The sequence below is a fragment of the Amycolatopsis marina genome (genome assembly GCF_900111885.1).
GTDB classification, from domain to species: Bacteria; Actinomycetota; Actinomycetes; order Mycobacteriales; family Pseudonocardiaceae; genus Amycolatopsis; species Amycolatopsis marina.
In genome coordinates, this window is record NZ_FOKG01000001.1 from 299,062 (window position 1) to 321,117 (window position 22,056).

General features: G+C 68.5%; 23 protein-coding genes. 12 read left to right on the plus strand and 11 right to left on the minus strand.

Annotated elements, in window-relative coordinates:
- The first annotated feature begins 83 nt into the window (after positions 1-83).
- Positions 84-545 carry a DUF4383 domain-containing protein gene (locus BM199_RS01485; RefSeq protein ID WP_091668275.1) on the plus strand — a complete coding sequence of 154 codons (462 nt, stop codon included), beginning with the start codon at positions 84-86 and terminating at the stop codon, positions 543-545.
- 113 nt (positions 546-658) lie between these two features.
- On the opposite strand, the gene BM199_RS01490 is transcribed toward BM199_RS01485, so the two are convergent.
- Both BM199_RS01490 and BM199_RS01495 read right to left on the minus strand, forming a co-directional pair.
- Positions 659-1,600, minus strand: a complete 942-nt coding sequence (locus BM199_RS01490) for a DUF368 domain-containing protein (RefSeq protein ID WP_091668277.1) — start codon at positions 1,598-1,600, stop codon at positions 659-661.
- Between the two features lie 40 nt (positions 1,601-1,640).
- Positions 1,641-3,146: an MFS transporter gene (locus tag BM199_RS01495; protein ID WP_425425480.1), complete on the minus strand. Its 1,506-nt coding sequence runs from the start codon at positions 3,144-3,146 to the stop codon at positions 1,641-1,643.
- 84 nt (positions 3,147-3,230) lie between these two features.
- Between BM199_RS01495 and BM199_RS01500 the strand changes: the two genes are divergently transcribed.
- The 3 genes from BM199_RS01500 to BM199_RS01510 all read left to right on the plus strand — a co-directional run bounded on the left by BM199_RS01500 (position 3,231) and on the right by BM199_RS01510 (position 4,543).
- A complete protein-coding gene (locus tag BM199_RS01500; protein ID WP_091668282.1) occupies positions 3,231-3,755 on the plus strand; it encodes a TetR/AcrR family transcriptional regulator in 525 nt (174 codons plus the stop codon).
- Between the two features lie 72 nt (positions 3,756-3,827).
- Positions 3,828-4,340: a GNAT family N-acetyltransferase gene (locus tag BM199_RS01505; protein WP_091668285.1), complete on the plus strand. Its 513-nt coding sequence runs from the start codon at positions 3,828-3,830 to the stop codon at positions 4,338-4,340.
- Positions 4,337-4,543, plus strand: a complete 207-nt coding sequence (locus BM199_RS01510; RefSeq protein WP_091668287.1) for a helix-hairpin-helix domain-containing protein — start codon at positions 4,337-4,339, stop codon at positions 4,541-4,543. Before BM199_RS01505 ends, BM199_RS01510 begins: the two co-directional genes overlap by 4 nt.
- Before the next feature lie 5 nt (positions 4,544-4,548).
- Here the strand turns inward: BM199_RS01510 and BM199_RS01515 are convergent, their stop codons facing one another.
- The gene (locus BM199_RS01515) at positions 4,549-4,977 is read right to left on the minus strand and encodes a PPOX class F420-dependent oxidoreductase (RefSeq protein ID WP_091668290.1); all 429 of its coding nucleotides are present in this window, start codon (positions 4,975-4,977) and stop codon (positions 4,549-4,551) included.
- Positions 4,978-5,276: 299 nt separating this feature from the next.
- Between BM199_RS01515 and BM199_RS01520 the strand changes: the two genes are divergently transcribed.
- Positions 5,277-5,567, plus strand: a complete 291-nt coding sequence (locus BM199_RS01520) for a hypothetical protein (protein ID WP_143101740.1) — start codon at positions 5,277-5,279, stop codon at positions 5,565-5,567.
- A gap of 76 nt (positions 5,568-5,643) precedes the next feature.
- Here BM199_RS01520 and sigJ read toward each other — a convergent pair whose 3' ends face one another.
- Together sigJ and BM199_RS01530 are read right to left on the minus strand one after the other, a co-directional pair.
- Positions 5,644-6,579 carry an RNA polymerase sigma factor SigJ gene (sigJ, locus tag BM199_RS01525; protein WP_091668295.1) on the minus strand — a complete coding sequence of 312 codons (936 nt, stop codon included), beginning with the start codon at positions 6,577-6,579 and terminating at the stop codon, positions 5,644-5,646.
- A gap of 10 nt (positions 6,580-6,589) precedes the next feature.
- Positions 6,590-7,780, minus strand: coding sequence for an NAD(P)/FAD-dependent oxidoreductase (locus BM199_RS01530; protein ID WP_091668298.1), 1,191 nt, complete (start codon positions 7,778-7,780; stop codon positions 6,590-6,592).
- Positions 7,781-7,963: 183 nt separating this feature from the next.
- On the opposite strand from BM199_RS01530, the gene BM199_RS34890 reads away from it, so the two are divergent.
- Positions 7,964-8,092 carry a hypothetical protein gene (locus tag BM199_RS34890; protein ID WP_281245646.1) on the plus strand — a complete coding sequence of 43 codons (129 nt, stop codon included), beginning with the start codon at positions 7,964-7,966 and terminating at the stop codon, positions 8,090-8,092.
- 2 nt (positions 8,093-8,094) lie between these two features.
- On the opposite strand, the gene BM199_RS01535 is transcribed toward BM199_RS34890, so the two are convergent.
- On the minus strand, positions 8,095-9,684 hold the full coding sequence (locus BM199_RS01535; RefSeq protein ID WP_245788070.1) for a multicopper oxidase family protein: 1,590 nt from the start codon (positions 9,682-9,684) through the stop codon (positions 8,095-8,097).
- A gap of 294 nt (positions 9,685-9,978) precedes the next feature.
- Here BM199_RS01535 and BM199_RS01540 point away from each other — a divergent pair, with 294 nt between their 5' ends.
- From BM199_RS01540 to BM199_RS01555, 4 genes are all read left to right on the plus strand, one after another.
- Positions 9,979-10,530 (plus strand): MarR family winged helix-turn-helix transcriptional regulator, encoded by a 552-nt coding sequence (locus BM199_RS01540; protein ID WP_091668300.1) that lies wholly within the window; start codon positions 9,979-9,981, stop codon positions 10,528-10,530.
- On the plus strand, positions 10,527-13,112 hold the full coding sequence (locus BM199_RS01545) for an MFS transporter (protein WP_091668303.1): 2,586 nt from the start codon (positions 10,527-10,529) through the stop codon (positions 13,110-13,112). Before BM199_RS01540 ends, BM199_RS01545 begins: the two co-directional genes overlap by 4 nt.
- Positions 13,112-13,936 (plus strand): YceI family protein, encoded by an 825-nt coding sequence (locus tag BM199_RS01550; protein ID WP_091668306.1) that lies wholly within the window; start codon positions 13,112-13,114, stop codon positions 13,934-13,936. The genes BM199_RS01545 and BM199_RS01550 overlap by 1 nt, the downstream gene beginning before the upstream one ends.
- A gap of 132 nt (positions 13,937-14,068) precedes the next feature.
- Positions 14,069-14,743, plus strand: a complete 675-nt coding sequence (locus BM199_RS01555; protein ID WP_091669613.1) for a DedA family protein — start codon at positions 14,069-14,071, stop codon at positions 14,741-14,743.
- A 5-nt stretch (positions 14,744-14,748) separates the two neighbouring features.
- Here the strand turns inward: BM199_RS01555 and BM199_RS01560 are convergent, their stop codons facing one another.
- The 4 genes from BM199_RS01560 to BM199_RS01575 all read right to left on the minus strand — a co-directional run bounded on the left by BM199_RS01560 (position 14,749) and on the right by BM199_RS01575 (position 17,609).
- Complete coding sequence (locus tag BM199_RS01560; protein ID WP_091668309.1) at positions 14,749-15,210, minus strand: VOC family protein; 462 nt, start codon at positions 15,208-15,210, stop codon at positions 14,749-14,751.
- A 159-nt stretch (positions 15,211-15,369) separates the two neighbouring features.
- Complete coding sequence (locus BM199_RS01565) at positions 15,370-16,122, minus strand: SDR family oxidoreductase (protein ID WP_091668312.1); 753 nt, start codon at positions 16,120-16,122, stop codon at positions 15,370-15,372.
- Positions 16,123-16,125: 3 nt separating this feature from the next.
- On the minus strand, positions 16,126-16,761 hold the full coding sequence (locus BM199_RS01570) for a nucleoside/nucleotide kinase family protein (RefSeq protein ID WP_091668315.1): 636 nt from the start codon (positions 16,759-16,761) through the stop codon (positions 16,126-16,128).
- The gene (locus BM199_RS01575) at positions 16,758-17,609 is read right to left on the minus strand and encodes a PfkB family carbohydrate kinase (protein WP_091668318.1); all 852 of its coding nucleotides are present in this window, start codon (positions 17,607-17,609) and stop codon (positions 16,758-16,760) included. The genes BM199_RS01570 and BM199_RS01575 overlap by 4 nt, the downstream gene beginning before the upstream one ends.
- Positions 17,610-17,731: 122 nt before the next feature.
- Between BM199_RS01575 and BM199_RS01580 the strand changes: the two genes are divergently transcribed.
- Positions 17,732-18,754: a LacI family DNA-binding transcriptional regulator gene (locus BM199_RS01580; RefSeq protein WP_091668320.1), complete on the plus strand. Its 1,023-nt coding sequence runs from the start codon at positions 17,732-17,734 to the stop codon at positions 18,752-18,754.
- Between the two features lie 74 nt (positions 18,755-18,828).
- On the opposite strand, the gene BM199_RS01585 is transcribed toward BM199_RS01580, so the two are convergent.
- Complete coding sequence (locus BM199_RS01585; RefSeq protein WP_091668323.1) at positions 18,829-19,848, minus strand: glycoside hydrolase family 76 protein; 1,020 nt, start codon at positions 19,846-19,848, stop codon at positions 18,829-18,831.
- Between the two features lie 55 nt (positions 19,849-19,903).
- Here BM199_RS01585 and BM199_RS01590 point away from each other — a divergent pair, with 55 nt between their 5' ends.
- Positions 19,904-22,054, plus strand: coding sequence for a molybdopterin-dependent oxidoreductase (locus tag BM199_RS01590; protein ID WP_091668324.1), 2,151 nt, complete (start codon positions 19,904-19,906; stop codon positions 22,052-22,054).
- Positions 22,055-22,056: the final 2 nt, after the last annotated feature.

Genomic DNA, 22,056 nt, shown 5'->3' on the forward strand with positions numbered 1-22,056 from the left:
TCCACACCCGGCGAGATGGGCGGGTGTAAGTCCGCTTTGTCTGGGTAAGCGTTGGGTTCCCCAACCCAGAGGAAGGAGCCGTGATGGCTCAACCACGCCAGCCGGTCGCTACCGGGCGGACGCCGGTCCAGTTGGCCGCGATGATCGTTTCCGCGGTGTTCCTGGTGGTGGGCATTCTCGGGTTCGTCCCGGGCGTGACCACGAACTACGATGCCATGACCTTCGCCGGTCACGAGTCCTCGGCGATGTTGCTCGGAGTTTTCGCGGTATCGATCCTGCACAACATCGTTCACCTGCTCTTCGGTGTTGTCGGGTTCGCCATGGCTCGGACACCGGCCGCCGCACGTTGGTATCTCGTCGGTGGCGGTGCGGTGTACCTGGTGCTCTGGCTCTACGGGCTGCTGATCGACCTCGACTCGGCCGCCAACTTCGTGCCCGTCAACACTGCCGACAACTGGCTCCACCTGGGGCTGGCGATCGGCATGATCGGTCTGGGTGCGTTGCTCGGCTCTCGCGTGCGCGGCGGGTCCGCTGTCGGCCGCTGACCCAGCGCACGGGTCACGGTTCGGGCGCAATCCTCGCCGGGCGACGTGCCGGAGGCGGCGTTCGTTGTCGCGCTTGCTCGGCAACGAACGCCGCCGAAGCGGACACCGCGGATTCAGAGGTTGATGACCGCCGTCGTCTCGTTCTCGTCGGCCTGTTCGGCGCGGCGTGCCTGGGCCCTGCGCTCGATCAGGATCGCCACGACCACCACGACGAACCCGAGCGCCATCAGACCGAAGATCAGCGGCGCGTTGTCGGCAGGCGCCTGCAGATTGCGGTCCTCGTCCTGCCACGGCCACAACGCCCGCAGCGACCCGGCCAGCAGGCCGGTCATGACGACCAGGGTGGTGTGGTGGTGGTGCTCCAGCAGCCACTGCAGCAGCTTCACGAAGAACGCGAGTCCGAAGATCGCCCCGAGCGCGAAGGTCGCGATGTAGCCGAGGTCGCGAGCGTTGAGCGCGTCCATCGTTACCGTGTACAGCCCGAAGGTCAACAGCAGGAACGAACCGGACAGACCGGGCAGGACCAGCGCGCACACCGCGATTGCCGCCGCACCGGCGACCAGTACCGGGTTCGGCTCCACCTCGGCGGGCGGCAGTCCCGTCACTACGAACGCGGCAGCCGCGAAAGCCAGGGCCACCAGGTAGTGCACCGGTGTCCATCGCTGGCCCGAGCCGCGGAACGGCACCCAGAGCGAGGCCAGGACCAAACCGAAGAAGATGGCATACGACGGCTCCGGATGTTCCTCCACCAGGGGCGCGATCAGGCGAGCCATGGTCAGCACAGCGATCGCCATGCCCGCGAGGACCGCCAGCACCAGCGGCCACTTCACCTTGCCGAACTCCGCGGCCGCCCGCTCGTTCCCGCGTTTGCGGGGCAGGTCGGTGACCGCCATCCGGACCCCGCTCACGAGGTGCCCTGCGGAGATGATCAGGTCGTCGTAGATGCCGACGACCAGGGCGACGGTGCCGCCGCTTACGCCGGGCACCACTTCCGCGGTACCGATGAGCCCGCCGCGAACGGCGTTGAGCAGGTGGGTGCTGACTGACTTAGCCATGGCCTACGTTTCGTGTGCGCGAGCAGGAATTCCGACGGTTCTAGGATGGCAGAGCCGCGCTCGCCGCCGGTTTCCGGTCACGGTTGCGCAGCAGGACCATCGCTTGGATGCCGGCGTAGACCAGCAGCGCGGCACCGAAGTACGCGGTGACGTGCAGGCCCTGCACGAACGCCTCCTGAGCGCTGTGCAGCAGGCCCGCCGCCTCCGCGGGCGGCAGTTGCTCGGCCACCGCGGCCGCGCCGCCGAGGGTCTCCCGCGCGGCCTCCGGGGCCCCCTGCGGGATTCCGTCCCGGTAGATCGCGGTGGCGACCGTGCCGAGCACGGCGATACCGAGCGCGCCGCCGAGTTCGTACCCGGTCTCGGACAGCGCCGACGCGGCACCGGCGCGCTCCGCTGGGGCGGCCGAGATGATGAGGTCGTTGGCCAGCGCCTCCGACAGGGAGATCCCAACGCCCACCAGCACGAACCCGGCCACGAGCGCGGCCAGCCCGGAGTCGGTGCCGAGAGTGGCCAACAGGAGATACCCGGCCGCCGAGAGCAACAGGCCACCTCCGATCAGCGACGGTAGCGGCAACCACCTGGCCAGCCGGGCCGCCGTCAGCGCGCCGATCACTCCCGCGACCGAGGCCGGCAGCATCCACAGTGCCGCCGTCATCGGCCGGAGGCCGAGCACGAGCTGCAGGTACTGCGGCACCAGGAAGAGCAGGCCGACCATGGCGAAGACCCCGAGCACGTTCGTCACCAGTGAGACGCTGAAGCGCCGGTTGGCGAACAGGGTGAGGTCGATCATCGGGTCCGCCAGCCTGCGCTGACGGCGCAGGAACAGCACACCGGACCCGACTCCCACGAATATCCCGGCCAGGGCGGTGGCCGAGAGACCGTCCTCGGCGACCGTCTTGATGCCGTAGACCACCGGCAACGCGGTGGCCATCGACAGCAACGCCGAGAGCGGGTCGAACCGGCCCGGCTTCGGGTCCCGCGCCTCCGGCAGCAGCAGCGGCCCGAGCACCAGCAGCAGCACCATCACGGGCACGTTGATCAGGAACACCGAGCCCCACCAGAAGTGCTCCAGCAGCCAGCCGCCGACGACCGGTCCGAGCGCCATGCCTCCGGAGAACCCCGCGCTCCAGATCGCGATGGCGATCCGCCGCTGCGGTGGCTCGACGAACATCGCGCGAATCAGCGACAGCGTGGACGGCATCAACGTCGCCCCGCCGACCCCGAGCAGCGCACGGGCGGCGATGAGCATCAGCGCGCTGCCCGCGAAGGCCGCGAGGACCGAGGCGAGCCCAAAGGCCACCGCACCGACCAGCAGTAGTTTGCGCCTGCCGATCCGGTCGCCGAGGGTGCCCATCAGCACCAGCAGCCCGGCGAGCATGAACGAGTAGATGTCGACGATCCAGAGCTGCTGCGCGCTCGTGGGCCCGAGGTCCTCGCTGAGGTACGGCAGGGCAAAGCCCAGCACCGTCATGTCGACGCTGATCAGCAGCACCGGTAGCACCAGCACGCCGAGCGCGACCCACTGCCTGCGATCCCCCTGACCCACGATCCACTCCCAAAGTAAACAGTCCGGACGGTACAGTTACCACCCACTTCGAAAGTAAACCGTCCGGACGGTACAGTCAAGCGCATGCCGAAGCCGTCATCGCGCGACCGCATCCTGGACGCCTACGAGAACGTGCTGATCGCCCACGGCCCAGCCGGGGTGACGCTGGAAGGCGTCGCAGCCGAAGCGGGAGTGTCCAAGGGCGGGTTGCTGTACCACTTCGGATCGAAGGACGCCCTGCTCGACGGGCTGCTGGACCGGGTGCGACGGCTGAACGACGCCGACATCGAGCAGGCGCGGAAAGCACCGAAGGGCGTGGTGCACTACTACCTGCGGTCCTCGGTCAGCGACGTCACGAAGGACGAGGCACTGCACCGGGCCACGCTGGCGACGATCCGGCTCGCGGGCAACGAACCACGGGTGGACACCGCGATGCGCTCGATCATGGAGGCCTGGCGCGAGCTGCTGGCCGAGCACGTGTCCGACCCGTTGACGGCCGAACTGATCGCGGCGATCGGTGACGCCCTTTACCTGCGGGCCGCCTTCGGCGACACGAGCGACGCGATCGTGCGCAACCTCGACGAAGTGCTGGACCGGCTGGGCACCTGAAGCGCCGTGTTCGCCGTCCGCGTTCGCCTGGAGCACTCGGCGGTGTCGTAGCCGTCCTTTACCGTCGCCACCATGGACATCGAGGTCGCGAAGGGTGACGCCGACGACGTCGACCTGCTGGCACCGCTGTGGAAGGCAATGGTCGAACACCATCGTTCGGTCGCCGCAGACGACTGGCCGGTGCGGGAGCAGGAGCTGTCGTGGGACCTGCGCCAACGTGAGTACCGGAAGTGGCTCGAGGACAGCACCGGCTTCTTGCTCATCGCCAGGACCGGCAACGTCGAAGCCCCGGTCGGCTACGCCTTCGGCCGGCTCATGGCCTCAGGACCCACCTTCGATCTCGGTGGTATTCGTGGCGAGGTGGAGTCACTGGTCGTGGCCGCCGACGTGCGCAGTCATGGAGTCGGCACCGCCCTGCTCGACGCGTGCCGGGACGAGCTGCGTCGGCGTGGCTGCGGGTACTGGTCGGTCAGCGTCATGGAAGCCAACGCGGGAGCGGTACAACTCTACGAACGCCTCGGTTTCCGTCCATGGATCCGGGAGATGCTCGGGCACCTCGACGAACGCACGGAGGGACAGTCATGACAACTGATGGCCCCGACAGCGAACTTCCGCGCGCGATAGGCCGCCCGGCGACCAGGGCGCTGACCACCGCCGGATACACCAGGCTGGAGCAACTCACCGAGGCCAGGGAGGCCGACCTCCTGGCGCTGCACGGCGTCGGCCCGAAGGCGATCCGGATCCTGCGCGAGGAACTGGCGGCCAAGGACCTGGCGTTCCGCGAGTAGCGACCTCAGCCGCCTGCCATGCCGTAGACGCGCTCGACGCGCAGGCGCAGCACCAGCCTGCCTTCGGCGACCATCGCGGCGCGGTACTCGTCCCAGTCCGGGTGCTCGCCCTGGAGATCGCGGTAGAGCTGCACGAGCTCCTCGACCGCCGCGTCCTGCGGGTCGCGAGCGACCTCCGACAGCTCGGCGGTGCCCTCGGCGACGGCGTAGGCCCAGCCGTCCGCACTGGACACGTGCAGGCTGACGCGCGGGTCGCGACGTGCGTTCTTGGTCTTCGCCCTGCCGTCCGTGAGCGAAACGCGAACGACGCCCGCGTCCCGGTCGTAGTGGTGCAGGACGTTGGACAGCTGCGGCCGTCCGTCCCGCTTGAGCGTCACCAGCACGCTGAGCATGCGCGAGGCGAGAAGGTCGTGGAGCGCCTGATCCTGTGCCATGGCTCACTCAACGCGGGAATTCGTCGACGAATTCCCGGACGTTCGGACCCGCACTTTCCCGGGAAAGTGCGGGACACCAAGGGGGAGCGCCGCAAGAAGCTCCTGGACTCAAGCCTCGAACTGGGGCCCGCTGTCACCGCTACTACGGAACGTGCACGCGAAACCCGGCCCACCCACCGTCCGGAAGGCTGCCGGGTTCACTTCCTCCAGTCTACTGACCGGTGCGTGGCAAGCATATCGTCACCAGTAATTACACCATGACGCACGCACGGCGCCGTTCCGTTCGCATCCTCAACGCAATGCCGACCTGGGACTACTGGCAACGCATCGAATACCGCCGCGAACTCGCGAAAGGACACCGCCTGCACGAGCACACCGAGCTGGTGGAGGACGCCGGATGGACACTGAAGCACAAGGGCGTCACCCGCGAGCAGTGGTTCGCGCGCTACACCCGCGCCTGCGCGGAGGACTACCTCGCTCGTGCTCGCGCGCACCACGGCACGTGGGTGGTCGCGGTGTGGCGGACCGGCGTGACGTCGGCGGGCAAGGGTGAGCTGCTCGGTTCGATCCGGATGCGCTGGCGGGGCTGAGGTCAGCCGTGGCCGTCCGTCCCTCGCGCATGCTCAGCGTGCTGGTGACGCGGACGAATTTCCCGGAGGTTCCCGGTCACCACGATTCGATCAGGGGGACGTCGTGCTCGCGCCGACGCCATTCCTCGGTGAGGCGGCCGAGCCGGGCAGGGGAAGCCATACCGTGCACGGCCGCGATCTTGTCGCCACGAACCTCGAGGATCACCGCGCCCAGAACCCGGTCGTCGAGCGTCGCGATCACCGCTGGGGAGCCGTTGACGACGGAGGCGTGGATCGCGGGCGAGCCACCGGCCAGTTTCCGCTTCGCCGGTGTCGGTCTGAAGCCAGCTCGCAAAACCGAAGCAATACGCGCGGGGCCGGAAACACGCATCAGTTTCGTGGCCAACCCGGCGCCGTCCGTGACCGCGGTCGCGTCGTCGGTCAGCAAGGCCACCAGCCGTTCTGTGCGGCCCGAGGACGCGGCGTTGACGAATGCCTCGACGATTCGGCGCGCGGCGGCGCCGTTGACTTCAGTGACGTTGCGCTCGGTGGCGACATGGCGCCGGGCCCGGTGGGCGTGCTGCTGGCTCGCGGACTCGGTGATGTCGAGGATCTCGGCGATCTCGGCGTGGCTGTAGGAAAAGGCCTCGCGCAGAACATAGACGGCCCGCTCGATCGGCGGCAGGCGTTCCAGCAGCGTCAGCATTGCCAGCGTCACTGATTCCCGCTGCTCGACGGTGTCGGCCGGGCCCAGCATCGGGTCGCCCTCAAGGAGCGGTTCGGGTAGCCATTCGCCGACCGCGCGTTCGTGCCGCATCTTCGCCGAACGGAGCCGGTCGAGGGACAGGTTGGTGACTACCTTGGTCAGCCATGCCTCGGGCACCTCGATGTGGGCTTGGTCGGCCGCCTGCCAGCGAAGGAACGCGTCTTGCACGGCGTCCTCGGCGTCAGCGGCCGAGCCGAGCAGCCGGTACGCCAACGAGGCCAACCGGTCCCGGTTGGCCTCGAAACGCTCCACGGTGGCAGTGTCCATATAGGGCACGCTAGACGGCTGCTGCCTCAGCGGAGCGATCGGACGTGGTTGCCAAATGGTGCTTGCGGGCCGGCAGACCGTAGGTCGGGTGATTCATGTTCCACGCGGTGCCTCTGAGCACGGCTGCCTTGACATGCGCGGCCGGACGGCCGCGCAGGGACCAGGACTTCGACCGCGCATCGCCATCGACCACCTGGAAGATCGCGTCCTTCTGGCCAAGACTGATGCAGTTGCCGAGGTACGCGAGCGGGGTTTTCGAGATTTTGCGACCGGTCAGCTCGCCGATGATCGCGGCCGTCGCCTGCATCCTGGTGAACCCAGCCGAAGCGCAGGACATCGGCAGCGGTTGACCGTTCTCGCCCATGGCGTAGGCGCTGTCGCCCGCGGCGTAGACCTCCGGGTGCGAGACCGACCGCATCATGCGGTCGACGGTGATCCGGCCGTCGTCCTCGACGGCGAGACCGCTGGCTGCGGCGATGGGGTGGGCGGTGAAGCCTGCGGCCCACACGGTCGCGTCGGCCAGGAAGGTAGTGCCGTTAACGGCGACAGCTCCCGTCGCCTCGACACGGTCGATGGTGGTGTGCTCGTGGACCTGGACGCCGAGCCGGTCGAAGGCCCGCAGTAGGTGACGGCGAGCCTTCAGGCCGAGCCAACCCCCCAACTCGCCGCTGGTCGCGAGGGTGACCTGGAGTCCTGGCCGGAACTCGGCGATCTCGGTCGCGGCTTCGATCGCGGTCAGGTTGCCGCCCACAACCAGCACCGTTCCTTTCTCCCCCAACTCATCCAACCGCTGACGCAGGCGCAACGCCGCCTGCCGTCCAGCGATATGGAACGCGTGCTCGTTAACCCCCGGAACACCGTGGTCGGCGGCGGTGCTGCCGAGCGAGTAAAGAAGAGTGTCGTACTCGAGCTGCTCAGTGACCTCGCCGTCGGTCACGGTGACGACCCGGTGCTCGGCGTCGACAGCGGTTACTTGCGCCACTCGCAGTCGGATGCCCGTGCTCCCGAACATCTTCGCCAGTTCATAACGGCGCGGATCCTGGCCTGCGGCGAGTTGATGCAGCCGAATCCGCTCGACGAAGTCGGGTTCGGCGTTGACGACCGTGACCTCGAAGTCGCCGGGGTGGAGGTGGCGGGCGAGGTATCCGGCGGCGGAGGCTCCGGCGTACCCGGCTCCGAGGACGATGATGCGATGCCGCATTTTCCTGCTCCTGTCTGTTCGCTCGCCCCCTGAACGAGACAGCGCCCAAATCCCTGACAGAGCTACTGTGTGACTTGTACCACCCGTCTATGAGGTACCCAGGTGAACTCAGGTTCCGGCTCTTGACGTGCCGAGCTGAGCACGCGACACCTATGTACCGGCAAGCGACACTTTCCCGAGAAAGTGCGACCAGACCGCGGACGGGAGTACAAGGGCCACGGCACGTGGGTGGTCGCGGTGTGGCGGACCGGCGTGACGTCGGCGGGCAAGGGTGAGCTGCTCGGTTCGATCCGGACGCGCTGGCGAGGCTGAGGTCAGCCGTGGCCGTGGTGGTGTCCGTCCATGTCGAGTGTGCGCGGCACCTCGTCCTCCCGGCCGGGCTCGACGATCACGAACTGGCCCATCATGCCGTTGTCCTCGTGATAGAGCAGGTGGCAGTGGTACATGTACGGAACCTCGGGGTCGACGTCCGTGCCGAACTCCACCACGAGCCTGACCCGTTTGCCCGGCGGCAGATACACGGTGTCCTTGCGCCCGGCCAGCCAGGCGGGCGGCGGTTCGCCGTCGATATCCAGGATGCGGAACGCGACGTCGTGGATGTGGAAGCTGTGCGGGTTCCCGCCCCCGCGCACCTCCCAGACCTCGATGGCGCCCGCGGGCACCACCTCGTCGATACGCGCCATGTCCATCCGCTCGCCGTTGATGCGGCTGGTTCCGCCGAGCTTGAACTCGCGCACCCGCGCGTCCGGCGGCGCCGTGAGCCGCTCGCCCTCCGCGAGCTTCTCCGGGATGTCCTGGCTGGGCTCGAGCGTCGTCGGAGCACGTAGCTGGATGAGGTCGAACGTGTCATCGCCGCCCGACAGCCGGTCCTGGGGAAAACCGGCGCCGACACCGCCGGGGAAACTGCGCAGGACGGGAGACTCGCCCGGTTCCAAGCGCACCAACAGTTCCACCCGTTCACCGGGCGACACCACGACGCGCTCCCGCTCCTGCGGCGCGGGCAGCAGGCCGCTGTCGGTACCGATCACCCGGAAGCTGCGACCGTCGTCGAAACCGAGGTTGTAGATGCGGGCGGGCGAGCCGTTGAGCACCCGCAACCGGGTCAGTGTCCGGGACGCCTGGAAATGCGGATCGTGCGTCCCGTTGACCAGAATCGTGTCGCCGAGGATGCCGGTCTCCCCGGACACCGATTCGTCCAATATGGACTCGTTGCCGGAGGCCAGTTCACCGTCCTCGGTGAATTTCTTGTCCTGAATGACCAGCGGAATGTCGTCCACGCCGTACTCGTCCGGCAGTTCGAGCCCGTCGGATTCGGCGTCATCGACGAGGAACATGCCCGACACGCCCCGGTAGACGTGCTTCGCCGTCTTCCCATGGGGATGCGGGTGATACCAGAGACTCGCCGCGGGCTGTTTGACCGTCCAGTGTGGAGACCAGGTCGCGCCGGGCGCGACCTCCTGATGTGGGCCGCCGTCCATCTTCGCGGGCAGGCGCATGCCGTGCCAGTGCAGTGACGACGCCTCGGGCAGGTCGTTGCGGACGTGCATGGTGACGTCGTCACCGGTGCGCGCACGGATCGTCGGGCCGAGGTAGGCGCCGTTCACACCCCAGGTCTCGGTACTGCGGCCGGGCAGGAGTTCACTGCGGCCGGTCTGCAGACGCAGGTCGAAGTGCTTGCGGCCGTCGGCGTCCACTCGCGGTTCGAGCACCGGCGGAACGGCTACCGGGTTGTCGAACGCCAGTTCGCCGACGTTGCTGGTCTTCGAGTTGAGGTAGGTGACGGCGAACGCCCCGGCGACGAAAACGCCGGCCGGCACGAGGGCGAGCACCAGGAGCAGGACGAGCTTGCCGAACGGGCCGCGCCGGCGCCAGACGCGCCGGGGCCATGCGGGATTCGCTTTCACCCTTTGAGAAGACCAGCCGGATCGGTCCCGTCGCTTCGGGAAAAGCCCTGGTCAAGACCCGGAAATTCGACCCCTGAATCCCCCGTACTACTGCGGTTGTACATCGCCGGGAGGTTCAGTGCCCGAGGTAGCGGCTACATCGGCTGGGCCTAACACTTGCGTGTGACAACTAACGTGGCGTCGACCACAAAGCCTGTTATTTGACTTGCGCAACCATCTCCGCCGAGGACATCCTTGCCTCAGGCAACTAGTTGTAGTCGTCAATTAAGACATTCCTCGCACGAGAGACCCGCCATGACATCTTTCGCGACGCAGGGCTACGCGCCCGCGCACCAGCCCACCGAGGCCGATCTGGCCGGCGCCGACGAACTGGGCGGCCAGCTCGTCCGCTTCGTGCGGCTCATCACCTACGTGAAGTCCCAGGTCGCGAAGCAGGGGCCGGACGGGATCGAGCGTGCGGCCTACGCACTCCTGTTCACCCTCGTGCACGACGGCCCGCAGCGGACCAGCAAGCTCGCCGAGTCGTTGCACTCCGACATCTCGACGATCAGCAGGCAGAGCAGCGCCCTGGTGCAGCACGGCCTGATCGAGCGCACCGCCGACCCCGAGGACGGGCGCGCGTGCCTGCTCGACGTGACCGATGAGGGCATGCGGGTATTCGAGGAGAACCGCAGGCAACGCAACCTGTGGCTGGCCCGAATAGTCGCCGACTGGCCGGAGGGCGATCGAGCCACGCTCAACACCCTGTTCGACCGGCTCAACAGCGACATCGAATCCAGCATCCCGCATATCGCCGAACTCGCTTCGGCACAGCAGACGGACCAGAACCAGGGGGACCACGCATGAGCACCACCGCCGAACGATCGCCGGCGGCCGCACCGGACGAGTCGGACGGGCCGAACCTGACTCACCGGCAGATCGTCGTGATCCTGATCGGCCTGATGACCGGCATGTTCCTCGCGGCGCTGGACCAGACCATCGTCGGGACGTCGATCCGGACCATCGCCGACGACCTCGACGGGCTGAGCCTGCAGGCGTGGATCACCACCGCGTACCTGATCACCGCGACCATCGCGACCCCGCTCTACGGCAAGCTGTCCGATATCTATGGCCGCAAGCCGTTCTATCTGGCGGCCATCACGATCTTCGTGGCCGGTTCCGTCGCCGCCACCTTCGCGCAGTCGATGTACCAACTCGCCGCGTTCCGCGCCATCCAGGGTCTCGGCGCCGGTGGTCTGATGTCGCTTGCCCTGACCATCCTCGGCGACGTCGTGCCGGCCCGGCAGCGGGCCAAGTACCAGGGCTACTTCATCGCCGTGTTCGGCACCTCCACGGTGCTCGGGCCGGTACTCGGTGGCTTCTTCGCCGGAATTGACTCCTTCGCGGGCATCGAAGGCTGGCGCTGGGTGTTCCTGGTGAACGTGCCGCTCGGCGCTATCGCGCTGTTCGTCGTCGCCAAGGTGCTCAACGTCCCGCACCAGCGCCAGACCCACAAGATCGACTGGTGGGGCGCGCTGGCGCTGGTGATCGCCCTCGTGCCGCTGCTGCTGATCGCCGAACAGGGCCGCGAGTGGGGCTGGGACTCCGGCCGTGCCCTTGCCTGCTACGGCATCGGCGCGTTCGGCCTCGTGCTCTTCCTGTTCATCGAGAACCGGATGAAGGACGCCGCACTGATCCCACTCCGGCTGTTCCGTAACTCCACGTTCAGCGTCGCGATCGTCGGCGGCGTGATCGTCGGCGTCGCCATGTTCGGTTCGATCACGCTGATCCCGCAGTACCTGCAGATCGTCCAGGGCTTCACGCCGACAGAGTCGGGCCTGCTGATGCTGCCGCTGATGGTCGGCATCATGTCGGCGTCGGTGATCTCCGGTCAGCTCACCTCGCGAACCGGTCGCTACAAGATCTTCCCCGTCATCGGCACCGCGCTGATGACCGTCGGGCTGGTGCTGTTCGCCCAGGTCGAATGGAACTCCCCGATCTGGCAGCCGCTGACGTACATGCTGGTGATCGGGCTCGGGCTCGGTGGCTGCATGCAGACGCTGATCATCGCCGTGCAGAACGCGGGGCCCCGCCGGGACATGGGTGTCTCCACGGCCTCCGCCACGTTCTTCCGGCAGATCGGCGGCACGCTGGGTGTCGCGGTGTTCCTGTCGATCCTGTTCAGCACACTGACCGACAACATCAGGTCCGCCTTCGCCGACGCCGGATTCCCGGCCGGGGCGATCAACAGCGCGGGCGGCGACATCATGCAGGACTCCTCGTTCCTGAGCAGCCTTCCGATCGAGCAGGCGCGGCCGTTCTTCATCGGCTTCACCGAGTCGATCAGCACCGTGTTCTACATCGGTGCGGGCGTCGCGGCGCTGGCCTTCCTGGTGCTGCTGTTCATGAAGGAGATCCCGCTGGCAGGCGGCTCGACCGCCGCAGCGGCTCCCGTGGAGGGTGGCGAGGCACTGCTCGACGGGGAGACCGAGACCGCCACCGTGACCGTCATGGACAGCGAGGACGACCGCGAGCCCGAACTGGTCGCGGCGGGCAGGCACTGGCGAGCCGAGAGCAACGGGCACGGCGAGTACCAGGCCGCGGGCGCGCCGATCACCAACGGTGCCGGCGGAAGCACTGTCGACACCGGTGGGCAGCCGATCACCGGGCACGTCCGGCGACCGGACGGCTCCTCGGTGCCAGGTGCCGCGCTGACCCTCATCGACCAGCGCGGACGCCAGGTCTCCCGGGGCACCGGGCACGCCGACGGCAGCTTCGACGTGTCCACGCCGGGACCGGGCGCCTACGTGCTCATCGTCTCCGCCACCGGACACCAGCCGCAGGCCTCCAGCATCGTCGTCGGCGACACTCCGGCAGGCGTGGACATCACGCTGACCGGCTCCGGCGGCGTCACCGGCGTGGTGCGCCTCAGTGGGCAGGGCACCCCGCTGGCCTCGGCGACGGTGACCCTGACCGACGAGCGCGGCGAGGTCACCGGCGCCTACATCACCCAGGCCGACGGTCTGTACTCCTTCCACGGGGTGAGCGCCGGTACCTACACGCTGGTGGCCAGCGGCGAGCGGTTGCGGCCGGTGGCGACAACGCTGACCGTGCCGGACACCGGCGTGCTGAACCACGATGTCGAACTGGCCGGTGCCGTACTGCTGGCGGGTGTCGCCCGGACCGGAGATGACCGGCCGGTGCCCGACGCGCGGATCACCGTGCTCGATCCCGAGGGCAATGTGGCCGCCGTGACCAGGACGGACGGCGAGGGCCGCTACGCGGTCAGCGACCTGCCGATCGGTGAGTACACCGTGGTGGCCAGCGGCTACCCGCCCGCGACCAGCCAGGTCGCACTCGGTGCGGAGTCCTCCGGTGAGGTCGTCCACGACGTCCGCCTCGGTTACGACCAGGCGCTGGACGGGCTGGGTGCGGGAGCCGACCGCTGATGGGCGACGGGCTGCGGGTGCACGTCCGGACCAGCGAGGGCTTCGCGGTCGAGAACACGACGCTGACGGTGACCGACATGAGCGGCAAGCAGGTCGCCAGGGTCCCCGCGGACGCCACGGGGGCGGTGGTCACCGAACCACTTCCCCCCGGCGTCTACACCGCGGTGCTGACCGCGGCCGGGTATCTGCCGGTCGCCAGGACGGCGCAGATCCGTTCGGACGGCGGCGGCTCGCTCGGCGAGGTCGTCCTCGAACCCGCGGCGGGGGCGGTCAAGCTCCCGCCCGCGGGGCCCTGGGTGATCGACCCGATGCACTCCTCGGTCGTGGCCACCGCCCGCCACCTGGGGATCGCCAGCATCAAGGCCAGGTTCAGCGATCTCGCAGGGCGGATCGAGGTGGGCCGTCCGGTCGAACAGTCGTCCGTGCGGGCGCAGATCCAGGCCGCCGGGATCGACACCGGCATCAAGATGCGCGACGACCATTTGCGGTCGCCGGACTTCCTGGACGTCGACGTCTACCCGCTGATCGAGTTCACCAGCACCAGCATGCGCGCGACCGGGACGGACACCTGGGTGCTGCGGGGTGAACTGAGCCTGCACGGGCAGCGCAGGGAGATCGAACTCGACCTGCGCTACGGCGGCTTCGGGCCGGACCCGTGGGGCGGCGTGCGCGCAGCGTTCCACGCGGAGACCTTGTTGCGGCGCAACGACTTCGCCATCGACTACAACACCTTGGTGCGGGCCGGCGTGGCAGCGATCGGGACCACGGTGAAGATCGAGATCGACATCCAGGCGGTGCAGGGCGAGACGCTGCCCGTCCTCTGAGCGGAAGTAGTCCCCATCGGGGGCGAGAACCGTGTCCACACACCGCGTTTACTCGGTCGCAGAGCGTGTAGCACTGCCGCGTTAACGCGTTCCCGGCACGAGGCGTCCAAGATGGCACGTAGGCTCTTCGGTGTGAGTATTGTGCACGCTGAAGCGGCAGGAGTCGGGCTGGGCTGGTTGGACACAGCCGGTCCGCTGCTCGTCTGGATCATCGTGCTCAGTTTCGTTTTCATCGAGTGCGCCCTGATCGTGGGACTGTTCCTCCCCGGTGATTCGCTGTTGTTCGGCGCGGGTGTGGTGCTCGCTCAGCACGGCGCCGACAAGCACGCGTGGGGGCTGTCGATCGCGGCCCTCGTGGTCGCCATCATCGGCAACCAGGTGGGTTATCACGTCGGTAAACACACCGGCACGAGATTCATCGCCCGACGGGGCGGCAAGGTACTCAACAAGCAGAACCTCGAGCGGGCGAGATCCTTCCTCGACCGCAAGGGGTTCTTCGCCATAGTCGCCGCACGCTGGATTCCCTGGGTACGGACGCTGGCGCCGTTGATCGCGGGGGCCGCCAGAATGGACCCGCGACGGTTCATGCTGGCCACGGCCGCGGGCGGGCTGCTCTGGGTACCCACGCTGGTGCTGCTCGGGTACTACGGCGCAGGTCTGCTCGACGTGCTGCCGTGGCTGAAGACCGCTCTGGTCTGGGCAAGCGTGATCTTCTTCGTCGTCGGCACCGCATACGGCTTCTGGCGCTACCGCCAGGAGATGCGCAAGCCGATGGAGTACTCGGAAGAGGATGCCGCGCGCGCCTGAACCGGCTACTTCGGGTCGAGCCAGACCTCCAGCTGGATTCCGTCGGGATCGCGAAACACCACGACCTCCGAGCCCGGCATGGTGCGCGACGGGGCGGCCGGGGTGTAGGTCACGCCGTATTCGGCGAGGCGCTGCTCCCACTCCAGGAGTTCGGCTCGCGAACCGACCGTGAACGCCACGTGGTCGAGGCCGGTGCGCCGCTCGTCGAAAGCCACTCCCCAGCGCGAACCGCTGTCCGCACCGAGCGGCGGCCCCGGCCGGGCCGGATCCGGGTGCTGCACGAGTACCAGCGCGACACCGGAGTTGTGGTCGCCCCGTGCCCGCAGCAACACCTTGCGCAGGCCCGTCCGGTCGTCCTCACGGCGGGTGACTTCCTCGAGGTCGAGCACCCGCTCGTACCAGGGCACGCTGCGGTCAACGTCGGTGACCGTCAGGGCGAGATGATGCACATATGTCAGTGCCGCCATGCTGACCGCCCGTCCTTTCTCACCCCTCTCGGGCCCGTTATCCAAGTACCTGCACGGCGCCACTGTCACCTGTATCCGGTGAACTTCCGGTGATCGTTATTTTGTTCCCAGCCTGTGGACAACCACGATCGTTGTCCACAGCGCCTGTGGATAACTTCGTCAGCGGCCCCCGCCGACCGTCAGCACTGCGCCGACCGCGTAGGACGAACGCGCGGACAGCAGCCACAAGACCGCCTCGGCGACCTCCTCGGGAAGACCGGGCCTGCCCAGTGGGATGGACGGCGCGAGACGCTGCGGACGATCAGGCATCCCCGCCGCCGCGTGCAGACCGGTCTCGACCGTGCCCGGCGCGACCGCGTTGACGCGGATGCCCTCGCGGGCCACCTCCTGCGCGAGCCCCACCGTCATGGTCTCGACCGCGGCCTTGCTCGCCGCGTAGTGCACCCACTCGTTCGCCGAGGCAGTGCGCGCCGCGGTGGAGGAGATGTTCACGATCGTGCCGCCGTCGCCGCCGTACCGGGTCGACATGCGGCGCACCGCCTCCCTGGCACACAGGAACGTGCCGGTGACGTTGACGTCCAGCACCCGGCGAAAGGCCTTCGCATCCTGCTCGTCCAGCCGGCCAGGAGTGTTGCCGGTGATCGCGGCGTTGTTCACCAGCCCGGTGAGCGGACCGAGAGCCACGGCCGCGTCGAACAGGGCGAGCACCTCGTCCTCGTTCGACACATCGGCGCGGCTGGTGACGCAACGCCGCCCCTTCGCCCGCACGCGATCCGCGACCGTCTCGGCCGCGAGGTCGTCGGCGGCGTAGTTGACCACCACGTCGTACCCGTACTCGGCGGCCAGCTCACAGATGGCCGCACCGATTCCGCGGGCCCCGCCCGTGACGACGAGAACTCCGGCTTCGCCCATGACCTAGACCGCAAAATTCTGCAGGTGCATGTCCTCCACCACCACGTCGGCCCTCGACGCGGTGGGCTGGATGAGGTCCGCGTTGCGCTGGTCGGAGCCGAGGGCGCGCTGCTTGGCCTCCACCAGTGAGCGGCCGTAGTACCGGTGCCTGCTGACCAGCCGCTCCAACCGCTCGTCCTCGTTCGGGGCGAGGAACCACGCCTCGTCCAGCAGTGCCCGCAACTGGTCCCACGGCTCGGTGTCGAGCAGCAGGTAGTTGCCCTCGGTGATCACCACCTGCACCTCGGGCGACACCGGGACGGCGCCGGCAATCGGCTCCTCGATCTCCCTGCGGAACTCGGGCGCGTAGACCGGCTCGGTGCCGTCGCTGAGCCTGCGGACGAGATGGACGTAGCCGTGCGCGTCGAAGGTTTCCGGCGCGCCCTTCCGGTCGGTGCGGCCGAGCCGGGACAGTTCGACCTGGGCCAGGTGGAAGCCGTCCATACCGACAACGGCGGCCCGGGTGCCCAGCGCGTCGGCGATGCGCCAGGCGAGCGTCGTCTTGCCGGAAGCCGGGGCGCCGGTGATGCCGAGGACGGTGCGCTTGCCCGAGTCCGCAAGCGCTTGTGCCCTGCTCAGCAAATCGTCGAAGGACGTCATTTCTCTCCCATTCCGGCCCGTATCGGGCCTACCCAGCTTCGTGCTCCAGAATGACGCACCCGCTCGGCGGCCACCTCGTTCGCGAACTCGATCGACTGTCGTGGGCTCAGCCTGCCCCATGCGTGGGCGAGCGCGCCGTGCCACACGTCGCCCGCGCCGAGCGTGTCACGCGCGTGCACCGTGGGGACCGGGACCTCGCCATGTTCCGTCCGGGACCGCCAGCGCACCGGATCCGGTCCTGCCGTGGTGATCACGTACGGCACCTCGTCGAGCGCTCCGGCCGGGGCCTGGAAGTGTGCCGAACAGGCCGCGACGTCCACCAGTGGCAGCAGTTCGGTCAGCACCGGTTTCCAGCTCCCGGCGTCGAGCAACACGGGTACGCCGTGCGCACGCGCCCACCGCGCTACGGTCAGCGCCACCTCGCCGTGGTGCCCGTCCACAAGCACCGCCCGCACTTTTCCGGGAAAGTGCGCATCCTGAGCCGGCACTTTCCCGGGAAAGTGCGGGGCTGCGGCAGCATTGTGGGACACGACCGTGCGCTCCCCGTCGCGCTCGCGCACGGCGACGGCGCTGACGGCAGGCGGGGAGGAGTGCTCCGGCAGCAGATCGACGACCTCCACCCCGCAGGCAGTCAGGTCGGCGCGGGCCAGTTCGGCGAGCGGATGTGCGCCGAGAACGGTCAGCAGCCGGGCGTGCTCGCCGAGCGCGGCAACGGTGACCGCGGCATTGGTCGCGGGGCCGCCCGCTGCGATGTCCACCGAGCGGGACTGCACCTTCTCACCGGGAGCGGGCAGGTCCTTCACCCGCTGCACCAGGTCGATGGTGCACAGGCCGGCCAGCAGGATCATGGGTTCGCGCTCCTCCACATCGCGGACCGTCCCGGATGAACCGGAAGTTAGCCACAGATAGGGTAAGGCGCAAGCGTTTGCGCAAACGATTGCCGTACCGACGCGGAGTAAGGGGGCCGTCCATGCCGCCGCAACGATCGTCCAGACCGACCCAGCGCGATATCGCGGAACTGGCCGGGGTGTCGATCACCACCGTCTCACACGTCGTCAACGGGACGAGGGCGGTCGCTCCAGAGACGAGAGCCGCGGTGCTCGCGGCCGTCGAGTCCACCGGCTACACCGGGGACGTGATCGCCCGATCCCTGGTCACCGGGGGCACTCGCTCGATCGGAGTGGCCATCTCGCTGCTCGCCAACCCGTATTTCGCGGTACTGATGCAGGCCATCGAGCGGGAGGCCGCCGAGGCGGGATACACGGTGCTGCTGGCCGACACGCACGACACGGCGGAGACGGAACAGTCGACCGTACGGGCGCTGCGGGCGCGGCGCGTGGAGGGACTACTGCTGACTCCCGCCCCTGGTGACGGCAAGGTGATCGGAGAACTCGTCTCGCTCGGTCTGCCGACCGTGCTGGTCGACCGGGTGGCGACTCGCGGCGACGTCGACCAGGTGGGTGCCGAAAGTATCCAGGCGACCTCGGCGCTCACCGAGCACCTCGCCGCGCTCGGGCACCGGCGGGTCGGACTGATCTCGGGCGCACCAGGCCTGACCACCAGCGAAGAACGCAAGCTCGGGTACCGGCTGGGGCTGGGCAGGGGCGGACGCACCTGGAGTTCAGATCTCGTTGTTTGTGGACAGTCCTCACGCGACGGTGGTGCGGCCGCCTTGGGTGCGCTGATGGACTCCGCCGACCGACCGACCGCGGTAGTGGTGGCCAACGACTCGATGATGGTCGGGGTCCTGCACGAGGCCCGTCGACGTGGCCTGCGAGTGGGCCGGGACGTCGCGATTGTCGGGTACGACGACGCCGAATGGGCCGACCTCGTGGAGCCGCCACTGACGACGATGGCGCAGCCGGTGGAGGACATCGGCCGGAACGCGGTCAGGTTGCTGCTGGCGCGTATCGCCGACCCCGAACGTGAACCGGAGACCGTGCGCCTGCCACCGACCCTGCGACACCGCCAATCCTGCGGCTGCACCCCCTGACCACCACTCTCCTGACCCAACCGCTCCCGCAGTCGGTCCGCTGAGGGCGGGAGGGGCGGGAGAGCCGCGAGGAGCTATTCCAGGGAGGCCGCTGCTTCCAGGAGCAGCCAGCCCCCGAGTTGCACGGACAGATCGCGGGCCCGGTGCTGACGTAGGTCGTCCGAAGCGGGCGCGGGCTCGCTCCATTCCGGACCGAACAGTGGACCACCAGGAGCCGCGATTGCGTTGTCCCAGCAGGCTTGCGCGGAACCGAGCACCAGTGCGCGTGCGGCATCAACGGCGACACCCGACGGCAACCTGAGCGCGGCGAGGGCCAGGTACCTGGCGAGGACACCGGCGAACAGCCCACCATCCCCGCCACCCTGACCTCGCAGCACCCCGCCAGGAGCGCAGTTCGCCGCCACCGCGCCGACCGTTCGCGCAGCTTCCTCCACTTCGGACAGTTCAAGACAGGCGCCCAGATAGACGCCCTGACAGTAGGTGTAGATGTAGGTCTCCACCTCGCCGGTGTCGACCCGCACCCCGTCCCACACCAGTCCGCTGGAAGGGTCGACCAGCGTAGCGCGCATCCACTCCGTCAATTCTCTGGCTCTGCCGATCTGCCCCGCCCGCGCGTGCGCTATCGCGGCGGGTCCGTTTGCCGGCGCGTTCTTGAACGTATCGCCACGCCGCCACCAGATCCCACCGCCCGCGTCGGAGCTCCAGCCTTCCCCCAGCCGCGCGAAAATCGGCCGCAACGCGCCGTTCAGGTCGATGCCCGTCACCCCCGATACCCGTTGCAGTGCCAGCGCGAGCCAGGCGATGTCGTCGTAGTAGTCGTTGATCCAGCTGCCGAAATTGCGCAGCCGTACCGTGCGCACGAAACGGCGCAGTGTGGCCCTGCGCCCCGGATCGGGATCGCGCAGTTCCGCATCGACGAGACAGTCCAGCAGATGCGCCTGCCACCAGTAGTTCCAGTTCCGGTGCAGTCGATCGCCGAGGGTGGGCGGCCAGCCACTGCGGCCGAGCACGGTGCCCGGCAATCCCCACAGCCGCCGCAGATGGCGATGCCGGATCGCGTGCTCGGCGGCCGCTGCCCGATCTGCCCAGACCATGGCCTCATCCTCGCGCAGGCCTCGACATACCGCTCGGTATGTATACGATGCTTCAATGACGACAGCACACGTCACGTGCCCGCTCTGCGAAGCGACCTGCGGGTTGTCGGTCACTGTTGACGACAGTCGCGTCACCGGGGTACGCGGTGACGCCGACGACGTCTTCTCCCACGGCTTCATCTGTCCGAAGGGCGCGTCGATCGGGGCGCTGCACCACGACCCGGACCGGCTGCGTGCCCCGCTGGTGAAGCGGAACGGCGAGTTCGTCGAGGTGTCCTGGGACGAGGCCTTCGCCGAGATCGATGCCCGGTTGACGCCGCTGCTCGCCGAGCACGGCCGCGACGCCGTCGCCGTCTACGCGGGCAACCCGGGCGTGCACAACCTGGCGAGTGCCCTTTACGGCCGAGTGCTCTACAAGGCGCTCGGCACGAAGAACTTCTACACCGCGGGTTCGGTGGACCAGATCCCGAAGCACTACTCGTCCGGCTACCTCTTCGGCGACCCCTTCTCGATTCCGGTGCCCGACCTCGACCGCACCCAGCACCTGCTCGTGCTCGGGGCGAATCCGCTGGTGTCCAACGGAAGCCTGATGACCGCTCCAGACGTGCGCGGACGGCTGCGCGGGATCCGGAAGCGGGGCGGGAAGGTCGTCGTCGTCGATCCCCGGCGCACGCGCACCGCCGAACTGGCCGACGAGCACCACGCCATCCGGCCGGGCACCGACGCACTGCTGCTGTTCGCGATGGTGCACGTGCTGTTCGCCGAGGATCGCGTGTCCCTCGGCAGGTTGGCCGAACACGTCGGCGGACTGGACGAGCTCCGCGAACTCGCCGCTCCCTTCACACCTGAGGCGGTGGCCGGGACAACCGGGCTGGCAGCGGGCGAAATCCGTCGCCTTGCCCTCGAACTCGCCGAGGCGGACCGGGCAGCGGTCTACGGCCGGATCGGCACGACCACGCAGGCCTTCGGCACGGTCACCAGCTGGCTGGTCGACGTCCTCAACGTGCTCACCGGAAACCTGGATCGCGAGGGCGGGGCGATGTTTCCGCTTGCCGCGGCCGGCCAGGCCAACTCCGGCGGGCGGCGCAGGCCGTTCGCCGCGGGCCGGTGGCGAACTCGGGTACGCGGACTGCCCGAGGTGTTCGGCGAGGCGCCCGTGGCGACCCTGGCCGACGAGATCACCACACCGGGGCAGGGTCAGGTACGGGCGCTGCTCACCGTCAGCGGCAACCCCTGCCTGAGCGCGCCGAACGCGGGCCGGATCACGGAAGCCTTGCAGGGCTTGGACTTCATGGTCTCCCTGGACGTCTACCTGAACGAGACCACCCGCCACGCCGATGTCATCCTGCCCGGGCCGACGCCCCTGGAGCGGCCGCACTACGACATCGCCCTCTACCAGCTCGCGGTTCGCAATGTGGCGAACTGGACCCCGGCCGCGATGCCGTCCGATGTCCCGCAGGAGTGGGAGACGATGCTGCGCCTGACCGGAATCGTCACCGGTCAGGGCCCGAAGGCGGATGTCGCGGGGTTGGACGAGTTCGTCGCGGCAGAGGTCGCCCGTAGGGCCGGGATCGATCCTGCTCTCGCCGGTGAGCGGACCGGCCCGGAACGAGTACTCGACCTGATGTTGCGAGCGGGGCCGTACGAGCTGACCCTCGCCGATCTCGAAGCGGCCCCCCACGGTGTCGATCTCGGCCCACTGCGTCCCCGAATGCCCGAGGTGCTCAGCACCGCCAGCGGGCGGATCGAGCTGGCACCGCCCGAGCTGACCTCGGACGTTCCCCGGCTGCGCGCCGAACTCGCGACAGCGCCGGACGAGCGGCTGGTGCTCATCGGCAGACGGCACCTGAGCTCGAACAACTCGTGGATGCACAACGTCGAGTCATTGGTGCGGGGCAGTAACCGCTGCTCGGCGCACATCCATCCGGCCGACGCGAAGCGGCTCGGCCTTGTGGACGGCGGGACCGCCGTGGTCACCGGAAAGAACGGGAAGGTCGAGCTGCCGGTGGAACTGACGGACACGATCCGGCCCGGCGTGATCAGCATTCCGCACGGCTGGGGACACGACGTCGAAGGGACGCGCACGGCGGTGGCGCGGGCCCACGCCGGGGTCAACTCGAACGTGGTGGCCGACGACGAACTGCTCGACGCGCTCTCCGGCACCGCCGTGCTCAACGGAATCCCCGTCGACGTCGCCCCTGCGTGATC